The organism is Brevibacterium sp. AGC70, assembly GCF_057334195.1.
Genome location: NZ_JBHFIH010000014.1, coordinates 319,928 through 332,230, shown reverse-complemented (window position 1 = coordinate 332,230; position 12,303 = coordinate 319,928). Strand labels below are relative to the sequence as shown.

Annotated in this window: 8 protein-coding genes; 3 read left to right on the top strand and 5 right to left on the bottom strand. The window is 63.5% G+C overall.

Translation table 11 applies throughout. The annotated features are described in order from the left end of the window. Positions 1–128: 128 nt before the first annotated feature. Together ACE03M_RS11730 and ACE03M_RS11725 are read right to left on the bottom strand one after the other, a co-directional pair. Positions 129–410: a hypothetical protein gene (locus ACE03M_RS11730; RefSeq protein ID WP_485934069.1), complete on the bottom strand. Its 282-nt coding sequence runs from the start codon at positions 408–410 to the stop codon at positions 129–131. Then, positions 407–1,987 carry an acyl-CoA carboxylase subunit beta gene (locus ACE03M_RS11725; RefSeq protein WP_143921210.1) on the bottom strand — a complete coding sequence of 527 codons (1,581 nt, stop codon included), beginning with the start codon at positions 1,985–1,987 and terminating at the stop codon, positions 407–409. Before ACE03M_RS11725 ends, ACE03M_RS11730 begins: the two co-directional genes overlap by 4 nt. 67 nt (positions 1,988–2,054) lie before the next feature. Here ACE03M_RS11725 and ACE03M_RS11720 point away from each other — a divergent pair, with 67 nt between their 5' ends. Continuing rightward, positions 2,055–3,002, top strand: a complete 948-nt coding sequence (locus tag ACE03M_RS11720; protein WP_485934068.1) for a biotin--[acetyl-CoA-carboxylase] ligase — start codon at positions 2,055–2,057, stop codon at positions 3,000–3,002. Continuing rightward, positions 2,999–4,765, top strand: a complete 1,767-nt coding sequence (locus ACE03M_RS11715) for an adenylate/guanylate cyclase domain-containing protein (protein WP_485934067.1) — start codon at positions 2,999–3,001, stop codon at positions 4,763–4,765. The genes ACE03M_RS11720 and ACE03M_RS11715 overlap by 4 nt, the downstream gene beginning before the upstream one ends. A 163-nt stretch (positions 4,766–4,928) precedes the next feature. Here the strand turns inward: ACE03M_RS11715 and ACE03M_RS11710 are convergent, their stop codons facing one another. From ACE03M_RS11710 to ACE03M_RS11700, 3 genes are all read right to left on the bottom strand, one after another. Continuing rightward, positions 4,929–7,676, bottom strand: coding sequence for a DNA gyrase/topoisomerase IV subunit A (locus ACE03M_RS11710; protein ID WP_485934066.1), 2,748 nt, complete (start codon positions 7,674–7,676; stop codon positions 4,929–4,931). Positions 7,677–7,962: 286 nt separating this feature from the next. Further along, entirely contained in the window at positions 7,963–8,517 is a 555-nt protein-coding gene (locus ACE03M_RS11705) for a TetR/AcrR family transcriptional regulator (protein WP_143921213.1), read from the bottom strand. Positions 8,518–8,756: 239 nt separating this feature from the next. Further along, positions 8,757–11,429 (bottom strand): bifunctional acetate--CoA ligase family protein/GNAT family N-acetyltransferase, encoded by a 2,673-nt coding sequence (locus tag ACE03M_RS11700; RefSeq protein WP_485934065.1) that lies wholly within the window; start codon positions 11,427–11,429, stop codon positions 8,757–8,759. A gap of 122 nt (positions 11,430–11,551) precedes the next feature. On the opposite strand from ACE03M_RS11700, the gene ACE03M_RS11695 reads away from it, so the two are divergent. Beyond that, positions 11,552–12,139 carry a DUF5998 family protein gene (locus tag ACE03M_RS11695; protein WP_143921215.1) on the top strand — a complete coding sequence of 196 codons (588 nt, stop codon included), beginning with the start codon at positions 11,552–11,554 and terminating at the stop codon, positions 12,137–12,139. Positions 12,140–12,303: the final 164 nt, after the last annotated feature.

Here is a 12,303-nt window from a genome sequence, read left to right as displayed (position 1 = left end):
GGCGCCGACAGGTCAACTGTCGACGCCCGAAATGTGTCATCTGTGTGTTCAGCGCTGGTCATGGCAGCCAGATGCTGAGCCCGCCGAGGTCCCAGCGCGCTCAGCGCCTCAGGGTCAGTGCCCCACCGTCAGCGCCCCAGCGTCTGGGTCCAGGCTTGGGGGAGGCGGCGGCGCACGTTGCGGCGTGGGGCATTGAACCCTGCGCGATCGTGCTTCGCCGTCTCCATCTGGTCCAATGCCGCCGCCTGATTGGCAGCGTAGGCAAGGGCCACCTGTCGGATCGCAACGACGGCCGCCACCGCTGCGGCATTGGCCATGTCATCGCTGACGGGCTCGCCGTCTTGGGCTCGCACCTGCGTCCGATCCTCGACCGCCGAGGTGGCTGTGGCCTCGTGTGCATCCTGGCTCATAGTGGGATGTTACCGTGCTTGCGCGCTGGAGCGTCAACATGCTTGTTCTTCAGCGCCCGCAGGCCGCGCACGATGCGGTTCCGGGTCTCGCTCGGCTTGATGACCGCGTCGATGTAGCCCTCTTCGGCCGCCAGATACGGGTTGAGGAGGGCATCCTCGTAGTCCTGGATCAGCTCGTCCCGCAGCGCATCGACGTCTTCGCCCGCTTCACCGGCGGCCTTGAGTTTGCGCCGGTAGACGATGTTCGCCGCACCCTGAGCGCCCATGACCGCGATCTGCGCGCTGGGCCAGGCGAGGTTGATGTCTGCGCCGAGTTGTTTGGAACCCATGACGCAGTACGCTCCGCCGTAGGCTTTGCGGGTGATGAGAGTGATCAGGGGAACTGTCGCCTCACCGTAGGCGTAGATGAGCTTGGCCCCGCGGCGGATGATGCCGCTGAACTCCTGATCGGTGCCGGGCAGGAAGCCGGGCACGTCGACGAACGTGAGGATCGGAATGTTGAAGGCATCGCAGAGGCGCACGAAACGGGCGGCCTTCTCCGAGGCATCGATGTCCAAAGTCCCCGCCAGCTGCATAGGCTGGTTGGCGATGACCCCGACGCTGACTCCCTCGACGCGTCCGAATCCGGTGACGACGTTCGGGGCGAAGAGTTCGGAGACCTGCAGGAATTCTGCATCATCGAGGACAGTGGTGACGACATCGAGGATGTCATAGGGCTGTGAAGGCGAATCCGGCATGAGCGTATCCAGGGCCTCGTCCTCAGGTGCGACGCTCAGGTCCGATTCGAATTCGTCGGCATCGGCGGGGTCGAGGTTGTTCTGTGGCAGGAATGAGAGCAGGTCGCGCACATAGTTCAGTGCATCGTCCTCGTCGCTGGCCAGGTAGTGGGCATTGCCGGACACGGTGTTGTTCGTGCGGCCGCCGCCGAGCTCCTCATGGCCGACCTCTTCGCCGGTGACGGTTTTGATGACGTCGGGGCCCGTGATGTACATGTGGCTGGTCTGATCGACCATGATCGTGACGTCGGTCAGCGCGGGGGAGTAGACGGCGCCGCCGGCCGAGGGGCCCATGATGAGCGAGATCTGCGGGATCACACCGGAGGAGGCCACATTGAGGCGGAAGATCTCTGCGAACAGAGCGATCGAGCCCACACCCTCCTGGATTCTGGCGCCGCCAGAGTCGTTGATGCCGATGATGGGGCAGCCCAGCTTGATGGCAAGCTTCTGGACCTTGACGATCTTCCGACCATTCGCCTCGGCGAGGGAGCCGCCGAGGACGGTGAAGTCGTGAGCGAACACGGCCACGGTCTTGCCCTCGATCGTACCCAGACCGCACACGACACCGTCGCCATCGGGGCGGTTGTTCTCCATCCCGAATTGGTGGTTGTGGTGGCGCGCGAACTCGTCGATCTCCTGGAACGAATCCTCGTCGAGGAGCGCTTCGATCCGTTCGCGAGCGGTCTGCTTGCCGCGTTTGTGCTGGTTCTCCACCGACTTCACATTGCCGGTGTGGGCCGCATCCCGGCGCTGGACGAAAGCGTCGATGCGCTCAACTGTTGTACGTGGGGTATCCGTCATGCCTCCACAATAACGACGCACGGTGGGATCATTGTGCACTCTCGCCAAAAGAATCTAAAGTGGACTGGTGAACAGCCAACACAATTCCTTCCTCATCGATGTCGAATCACTGCGCCGCAAGGCCGCGGACCGTGGTCTCGCTCTACCCACTGTCATCTGGGACGACGTGTGTTCGTCGACGAACGACGAGCTGGCTGCACTGGTGCGCGGACAATCCACCCTCACCGACGACCCCACCGATCGCATGCGCCGGATCGCGAGCTCCGAGAGCAGCGGCCTCGCCGAGGTGCCCGCCGAGTTCTCGGTCTACGGAACCGATCACCAGAACGCCGGCCACGGCCGGTTGGGTCGGACCTGGACAGTGCCCCCGCGACGGTCCCTGACGTTTTCGATCCTGCTGGCACCGGGTGGCGTCTTCGACTCGTGGGGATGGATTCCCCTGATTGCCGGTGAGGCCGTTCGAGCCGCCATCGCCGAGGTGGGTGTGCCTGCCGTACTCAAGTGGCCCAATGATGTGCTGACGCAGGACGGGAAGAAGCTGTGCGGGATCCTCGCTCGGGTCGAACCGCTGCCGACAGGGCCGCGAATCGTTCTGGGGATGGGGATCAACACTCGTCTGCAACCTGACGATCTGCCTCGTGAGAGAGCCAGCTCCATTGCAATCGAAAAGGACGGCGACGGCTCAGAAGTTGCTCATGAAGACTTGTTAATCTCGATTCTGAGCACACTGATTCCTGCCTACAGGGAGCTTGTCGAGTATGACGATGACGATTTCAGCCGGAGCACGGTCGGCGAAGAGGTGCGTGCGAATATGGTGACTCTCGGGACACGGGTCAGGGTCGAACGCCCCGACGGAAGCAACCTCTACGGCCGTGCCACAGGGCTCGACGCCGGTGGCGACCTCATCATCGACGATGACATCTGCGTCAGCGCAGGCGATGTCCACCACCTGCGACCGGCCGGTGACAGTACGGGGCCGGAAACCACGGGGACAGAAGCTGGGGGCCGCAGATGACGGGCGTCTCGGATTTCACCGCCGAATTCAACATCGTGCCCGATGAGAGTGCCGATGGTACCAACATGCACTCGTCGAACGGCGTCGACTCGACCCACGCCGGTTCGGACGACTCAGCCTCGAACGACACACCTTCGAGTGGCACCGCTTCGAACCGCACCGCTTCGAACGACACAGCGTCGAACGACACAGCGTCGAACAGAACTGAGGAACAGGACTCCACCCAAGAGCAGGACAGCAGCGGCGCTCGGGGGTCTTCTGAAGCTCGGGAATCCAGCGAGAACAATTCAGGAGCAGCCGAACCAGAGGATTCGCACCAGGCCAGCGGCCCGAACCGGACTGGTAACTCAAGCCAGGAACCCAGCTCCGACCAGGAACCCAGCACGACCCAGGAACCCAGCACGACCCAGGAACCCAACTCGATTCCGGTGATCACGGACGATCAGATCGGCTCGTCGCCGGATGCCGCTGAGCCTCCAGCCGCCTCGGCGCCACCCTCTATCCAAGGGATTGAGCACGGCGACGAGGACCTGCCCGCCACACTGCCCGCCACCTCGGCGATGTCGACGGTCCCGTGGGCAGATGACGAGGAATCAGCTGACGAAGACTCTTCCGGCAATGAGGTGGGCGGCGATTTCTTCGGAGGATTGCACGAGGATCCGCGCACTGCGGCCCTGCAGATCCTCGACGAGGCAGACGAAGACGACACCATCTACGAAACCCGCACCGCGGCTGAACGGCTCGAAGAGATCCTGCTCGACGGCAAACGCGTGCTCGACCGGCGTGAAGCGGCGAAACTCGGGGGCATCTCCACGGTCTCTGCGCGCAAGATGTGGCGAGCGTTGGGCATGTCCCAGACGGACGGCACGGAGAAGGCCTACACCGTCAGCGATGCACATGCGCTGCGCATGTGGGCCAAGCCTGTGGCCGACGGCCTCATCGACCAGGGCACCGCGCTGTCGCTGGCTCGCGCGATCGGCCAGACCACGGATCGTCTCGTGGTGTGGCAGATGGAGACTCTCGTCGACTTCCTCACCGAGGAGAAGGGGCTGACCGATCCCGAAGCCAGGCGCGACGCTCTGCAGGTCGTCGAGGACATGGTCGATCCCCTGCAGAAGATGCTGACGTATTCCTGGCGACGCAACCTCGCCGAGGTGATGGGACGACTCAACGTCAACGTCTCTGATGGTCTGGCCATCGACAACAGGCAGGGCTGGTATGACTCCTCGATGCCGCTGGCACGTGCGGTCGGCTTCATCGACCTCGTCTCCTACACGCGTCTTTCACAGAAGATGGAGCCCAGACAGCTGGCGAATCTGGTGCAGGAGTTCCAGGGAATGGCCTACAACATCGTGGCCACCGGAGGCGGTCGAGTCATCAAGACCGTCGGCGATGAGGTGTTCTTCGCCGCCGAGACGCCGTTGGGCGGAGCAGAGATCGCGATGACCTTGATGGAGCGTGTGACTGCGGCCGAGGATCTGCCGCAGGCCCGCGTCGGGTTCGTCTGGGGCAGGGTTCTGTCTCGCCTGGGCGACATCTTCGGGTCGAGCGTCAATCTGGCTGCCCGGCTGACCGCCGTTGCCGATCCGGGCACGATCTTCACCGATGAGGACACCGCTCGGGTTCTCTCTGCCTCGGATGCCTATGTGTTCGAGCGGCGCGAATCTATCTCGCTCCAAGGGCTGGGGGAGACCGGCATCGGCGAGATGAAGCGTGGAACGGCTGCCCGAATGAAGCTGGACCTCGACGACGACGAAAACTGAGCCTGACGCCACGGCGTACCCCGCACCGTTGGCAGCGCTTCGCACTGTTAGCTGGAAGTCATACAGCTGCAGTGGTTGTCTACGCGAGTACGGGTACCACTAGTGAAGTGGCCCGTGATCGCGATCACTGCTGACGGCAGGGCAGCTTTTCTCAGCCAATTCCTCAGAACAGCGCTGTGTCGTCGTCATCGTCGTCGTCATGGGAGACGATGACGGCGTCGTCGGAGTCGATCTTCGAACGGGCGATCTCTTCTTTCGCCTCATCGAGATCACGCCCGTCGTCAAGGTCGAGATCGAGCTCGTCGAAACTCGTCGCCAATCCCTGCGAGCGGGTCGCAGCCGGGGGCGTCGAACCTCCGCCGGACTCGCCACCTGCAGCGGAACCCCCGCCCGCGTCATCGCCGTCACCCGCGGAACCGCCACCTGCAGCACCGCCGACAGGACCTTCGGCGCCGCCGAGGCGAGGGACCGTTCCGATGACGTCGATCTTTGACTCGAGGGGCGAGCCCGTGGCGTCGCGCTTGGACATCTCGGCCGGAAGCGTCCTGGCCCCTCCTGCCTGGGCAGCCGCCTGCGGGGTGTCGCCGACCCAGGCCAGGGACAGCTCGGTTTCGCCCTTGAGGAACTTGTGGGCACGCACACCCGAGGTCGCACGGCCCTTGGTCGGATATTCGGAGAAGTCGCTGACCTTGATCGACGACGATGGTGCGCCGTAGAAGTTCTCGCCACTTGCGACTGTGACCACGGCGAACGTGCCGATTCTGGTGTCGGCGTCGCCGTCCTCGTCGGTTTTGGCCTCCTTGGGAGTCATACCGAAGAACAGCGCGCGCGCATCGGCGGCAACCTTCATCCCGGCCACACCTGAGGCGTTCCAGCCCTGTGCTCGCAGTCCGGAGGCATCGAAGGCCAGCAGCTGCGCATTCGAGGTCACGAACACCGCCAGGGACTCATCGATGTCCTTCGGCTGAGCAACGCCGATCACGGAGTCTTTGCCCTTGAGTGTGATCGCCTCCCACTCGCTCTTATTCGGCTTGGCAGCCACGGACACGCGTTTGACGACACCGCCTGCGGTGCCGACGACGAACTCACGGTCGAGGTCGATGAGACCGAGGACAGTCTCATTCTTCTCCAACGTCACGTAGTCGGCGATCTTGACGCCGCCGGCGACGTTCGGACGTGTCGCGGCCGGCGGCAGAGCCGGGAGGTCGACGACATCGACCATGTGCAGACGACCTGTCGAGGTCACCGCCCCGACCTTGCCCTGAGTCGTCGATACGATCTCCGCTCGCAGCGCATCATGGCTCGAGCGCTTCCCGATCCTCTGCAGTGCCGAGGCATCAGCGGTTCGGGCGATGCGCCCGGAGGTCGAGAGGAGGACCCGGCAGGGGGCGTCGGCGATCTTGAGATCAGACTGAGCCTTCTTGCCCTTGGCTGAGAGCTCCTTCATCGATCCTTCGATGAGGACCGTGCGCCGAGGTGAACCGATGACCTCTGCCGTCGCCTCGAGCTCCGTGGCGACGAGTTCACGCAGCTTGGCCTCATCGGCGAGCAGGTCCTCGAGGTAGTCGATCTTCTTGCGCAGTTCGTCACGCTCGGCTTCGAGCTCGATGCGCGAGAACTTGGTCAGCCTGCGCAGCTGCAGATCGAGGATGTAGGTGGCCTGGAGCTCGGAGAGCTCGAAGACGTCCATCAGGCGAGTGCGCGCCGTGGCCGCATCGTCGGAGGAGCGGATGAGTTGGATGACCTCGTCGATGTCGAGGATCGCAATGAGCAGACCCTCGACGAGGTGGAGGCGGTCCTTGGCCTTGCGCAGCTGGAACACGGTGCGGCGGCGGATGACGTCGATGCGGTGGGCGAGGTAGACGGTCAGGAGCTCGCGCAGTCCCAGTGTCCGCGGCTGGCCGTCGACGAGGCAGACGTTGTTCATGCTGAACGATTCCTCGAGCGGAGTCTGCCGATAGAGTTCAGCGAGGACTGCCTCCGGATTGAACCCGTTCTTGATGCCGATGACCAGACGCATTCCGTTCTTGCGGTCCGAGTAGTCATCGATCGAAGCGATGCCGGTGAGCTTCTTCGCCCCGACAGCGTCCTTGACCTTGGACACGACCTTCTCCGGTCCCACAAGGTAGGGCAGCTCGGTGACGACGATGCCCTTGCGGCGGGCATTGATGTTCTCGATTGAGACCGTGGCTCTGGTGCGGAACGTACCGCGACCGGTCTCGTAGGCCTCACGGACCCCATCGAGGCCGATGATCCGTCCGCCGGTGGGCAGATCGGGACCGGGGATGAAGCGCATAAGCTCGGCCAGGCCAGCCTCGGGATTGCGGATCAGGTGGCAGCAGGCGGCGATGACCTCACCCGGATTGTGCGGAGCCATATTGGTGGCCATGCCCACGGCGATTCCGGACGTGCCGTTGATGAGCAGATTCGGGAAAGCACTGGGCAGAACGTCGGGCTGGGTGAGTGTGTTGTCGTAGTTCCCGACGAAGTCGACGACGTCCTCATCGAGGCCGGCGATCATCTGCATGGAGGCCGAGGTCAGCCGGGCCTCCGTGTAACGCGGGGCGGCAGGACCGTCGTCGAGGGAGCCGAAGTTGCCGTGGCCGTCGACGAGCGGTACGCGCATGATGAAGCTTTGGCTCAGGCGCACCAGCGCATCGTAGATCGCAGTGTCGCCGTGCGGGTGGAGCTTGCCCATGACATCGCCGACGATGCGAGAGGACTTCACATGCCCACGCTCGGGGCGCAGACCCATGTCGCCCATCTGGTAGACGATGCGACGCTGGACGGGCTTGAGCCCGTCCCTGGCATCGGGCAGGGCGCGGGAGTGGATGACCGAGACCGCATATTCGAGGAACGAACTCTCCATCTCTGACGAGACGTCGACATCGATGACTCTGCCTTCGGTCATGGAACTCCTTTGACGCACGAATTTTCCGCTCCGGGTGCTCTCTTACACGCCGAGGTTCGGCATCGACAACGGAGAGCACCCGTCGATTCTAGCGTTCGATTTGAGTTCTACGGCTCAAGCCCGCATTTCCGGGGCGTCCGTGTCGTTGTCTGCCGGCGTCCGCGGTGTGATGATCGGCGGTGTGTGTTGTGTCGAAGTGTGCGAGCGTCTGTGCGCCGAAGCGGCATCGGAACTGTGCCAGCGAAGGGATCAGGTTCGGAGAGTTCAGGCCCGTTCTTCGGAAAGGTCAGGCCTGCGTCGTGTTGTTGCCCACCCATGTGAGGAATTGCCCCATGAATGATTCGACGTGGGAGCGATCGGCCGTTCCTGCGATCAGCTCGGTGATCATCATTCCCATCACGGAGCTATTCATCGCGCGAGCCATCTCAGCATCGACATTGGCCAATCGCATGACGAACTCGTCGATCTTCGCGGTGTTCTTCTGCTTCGCGGCCAAGGCTTCGTTCGGAAGCGCCGGGTCGAGGCTGAGCATGATCATCGTGTAGAAGCGGTTGCGGTCGGTCGTCAGCCAGTTCATGCAGAAATCGACGGAGATCTCCAGCGCGGGTTTTCCGCTGTCTCGGAACATGTCCGGCAGACGGTCGAGCTGCTGCGAGTTGAGGTCTCCGATGCGCTCCATGATTCCAGTGATCAGGGCATCACGGGTACGGTAGACATTTGATGTCGAGCCGACGGGCAGTTCGGCAAGGGCATCGACTGCCCTGTGGGTGAGTCCACGAACTCCCTGTTCGGCGACTACAGCAATCGCGGAGTCGGTGACGACGTCTCTTCGTGAAATCATTTCTTTCATGCCTCACTCTCGTGAGGCACCCGCAGTACAGGTGCCTTTTGGATGGTGGATGGCCAGTGGCTGGCCACAGACTATGGCCAATGTATGGCCACACACTAAAACACGAATTCATAACGTTTCGTGCCGAACGGATACAGACACTACCTGGAATAGAGAAGAATTGGTATAAGACTCGCCAAACTGACAGTCGGTTCTCACTAAATGGGCTGTCTCTGAATTCCCCGGGGGCGTCAGCTCAGCAGTCTCCGCGTCGAATCGATCCGTGTGGAATCGGTGAGCAGATCAATCCTCACACTCAGAAGATGTCCGCCGGTCACAGTGGCGACCATGGGGTGGATTTCGAGTTCGAGGATCTGCGGGTGCCTCTCGACGAGCACCGACAGGCGTTCGAGCACATCCTTGAGGGGATCGATATTCACCGGCGGCAGACCCCGATAGCCGAACAGCCTCGGCGAGGACTTGACCGATCGGATCATGTCCTCAGCATCTTTGTCCGTCAACGGGGCCACGCGATGCTCGACATCGCCGAGCAGCTCCGTCGTATCCCCGGCCAGGGAGAACGACAGCAGCGGCCCCAGCAGCCGGTCCTCGCCCGCACGGATGACGCAGGGAACCCCCGGGGGAGCCATGGCCTGAACGTCGACCAGAGGGTCCTCATCGACGAGGAGGGAGCTGATGGTCTCCTGGATCGCTTGGAAGTCCTCGCGCAGCTCCTCCGGTGAGTCGATGTTCAGTCGCACACCGCCCAGCTCCATCCGATGGCGCAGCGTGTTCGAGACGGCCTTGAGCGCGACCGGATAGCCGATGTCGTCGGCAGCGGACAGGGCTTCATCCACCGAGGCCGCGGTGATGTGGGGCAGCACCTCGATCCCGTAACAGGACAGGAGAGCCCTCGCCTGATCCCGCTCGAGTCGAACGGGCCGGCCCGTCTGGGCCTCGGAGAGTGCAGATTCGATGATCGTGCGCACGCCCTTGTCGTCGAGGTCTTCGACCTCAAGGAATCGGCCGTGGTCAGCGCCTCGCCAGCGGGCGTAGTCGGTGGCTCTGGCCAGGGACCATACGGCGTCTTCGGGTCCGACGTAGCTGGGTACGGTGTGTGAGTTCCGGTTGCCTTCGCTGTCGCTGAGGTGAGTGGTCAGCTCGTCCTGGACACCTTGGATGCCGAGGAAGCAGGCCACGGTCGTCTTCTTCGAACGGGCCGCCGCTTCGGCGAGGTGGGCCGCGATCTCGGATTCCTCTGCTCCGGCCGAGGGGGTGAAGGTGACGATCACGGAGTCGATGTCTTCGCGGGCATACATCGCCTCGAGCTCGTCCCGGAACGTCTCTGCCTCGACCTCAGGGTGCAGAGACACCGGGTCGGCTTCGACGTGCAGACCCTCAGAGCGAGCCCGCTGGATGACGAGTGTGGCCATCGCCGCCGAGTTGCCGATGACACCCAGGCGCCTGCCCGCGGGCAGGGACTGGGTCGAGAACACCTGGGCTAAGTCGAAGAGCTGGTGGATCGTATCGGCCCTGATCACGCCCGCCTGACCAAGCACCTGGTCGAGGGTGTTCGGTGCCAGAGACGAGGTGCGCACGATGTGCCCGGGCGGCAGCTCGCGGCCGGTGAGGTCGGATTTGATGACGATGACCGGTTTGACGCGTGAGACCCGGCGGGCGATACGGGCGAACTTGCGCGGGTTGCCGATCGATTCGAGGTAGAGGCCGACGGTCTTCGTCGCTGGATCCTCCTCCCAGTATTGGAGGACGTCGTTGCCGGAGAGGTCTGCGCGATTGCCTGCGGAGACGAACGTGGAGATGCCGAGTCCGCGCTTCTTCGCCGCCGCCAGCAGTGCGGTGCCCAGCGCGCCCGACTGGCTGAACAGGCCGAGCGTGCCCGATGCCGGCAGGAACGGGGCCAGCGATGTGTTCAGCGAGATGTTCTCGGACTCGTTGACGAGGCCGAAGGAGTTCGGGCCGACCACGCGCATCCCGTAGGCGCGGGCGGTGGAGACCATCTGGCGCTGCAGCTCGGCCCCGGCCTCACCGGTCTCGGCGAATCCCGAGGAGATGACGAGGACCGCTTTCACCCCGTGGGCCGCGCACTCCTGGACCACCTCGGTGGCGGACTCCGCAGGCACCGCGATCACGGCGAGGTCTGCCTTGCCGGGCAGATCATCCAGGCTCGGATACGCCTGGACTCCGGCGATCTGGTCCACTTCCGGGTGGACGACCCAGAGGTCGCCGGTGAACTTCGCCGAGGTGATGTTGCGGATCAGGAGATGGCCGGTGGAATTGCGTTTGCGGCTGGCGCCGATGACCACCACCGAGGTGGGGTGGAGGACCGTGCGCACGCTCAGTGCCTCGGCACGGTGCTCCCGAGAGGCCTGGACTTCGATCGACCGTGCCGTCGGGTCGATGTCGAAGTTCACGGCTACGACGCCGTCGTCGAAACCGCGAGAGACCTCGTAGCCGGCGGCTTGGAAGACCTGCAGCATCGATCGGTTCTGAGGCAGCACCTCGGCGGTGAATCTGCGGATCCCCAGATCCCGGGCTGCGGCGGCGAGATGCTCAAGGAGGATCGAACCGATGCCGCGTCCCTGGTGGGCATCGGCGATATTGAAGGCCACCTCGGCGGAGGCGGCTGAGATCTTGTCGAAGCGCCCGACGCCGATGATATCGGATCCGACCAACATGATCATGGCCACTCGGTCGTGATGGTCAACGGTGACGAACCGGTCCAGATCGCGCTTGGGCAACCTGGGCAGCGGGGCGAAGAAACGCAGGTAGATGGACTCGGGCGACTGGGCCTCATGCATCTTCGAGAGTGCATCGGCATCGCCAGGGACGATGGGACGCAGATGGGCGGTGCCACCATCGCGCAGGACGACATCGGCTTCCCACTCGGAAGGATAGTTTTCCATGCTCCCAGCATAAGCGGATGGCGAGAGTCCCAGGCCGTACAAGACCTGCAAGGTCGCAGAACGGGAGCCGAAGGAATGGGGCGAAGTGGGAAGAGGCGGGCGAGTACGGCACAATGGGAGTCATGGCTTTACCCGAAGTTCTCGTTCACGATCTGCAGTCGGCCGGATATTACCCACAGCTCACACAGGGGATTCTGGCTGATTCTCTGTTCGACGAACCGGTGCTCGCTCATTTCGTTCACATCGACACGCATGTCGACATCGAATCCATTCACCGTCACGTCACCGCCTTCGTGCTCACCGAGACACGGCTGCTGCTTGCGCACGTCGACGATGACCCGAATGCTGCACCCGGTTCCAAACCGCGGGCCGTGACGAGCAGCGAAGACATCGAACTCGAGCGCCTCGGCACCGTCATGGTCGGCCGGACGTTTGCCGACCCTGCTGCATTCATTCCCGGCGACAAGCCTGTCGAGGTGTCCCTGACCATGTCATGGGGCGCTTCTCGACGCATCGAAGCCTTCCCGGAGACCTGTGGTGACCCGGACTGCGCGGCCGATCACGGCTACGGCGGATCCATCTTCTCTGAAGACGTCATGCTGCGCGTGTCCGCCGAGGCCGAAGGCCAGGCGGCAGTTGATCGCATCGGAGAATTCGCCGGAAAGCTGCGTGCCGCGGTGTTCCAAGCCAGGCTGCGGTCTCGCCGCTGATGGCAGATGCGAGCACCTCACCCCTGACGGGGCCACCCGACTACTCCGGGCCCATCCTCTCCGACGTGGTTCCCGCCGCGGCCCTCAGCCTCGGCGCGGGGGACATCTTCGATGACTCGGTGCGCGCTCGGGCTCAGTCGCTGGGCCTTGACCGGGACTCGCGG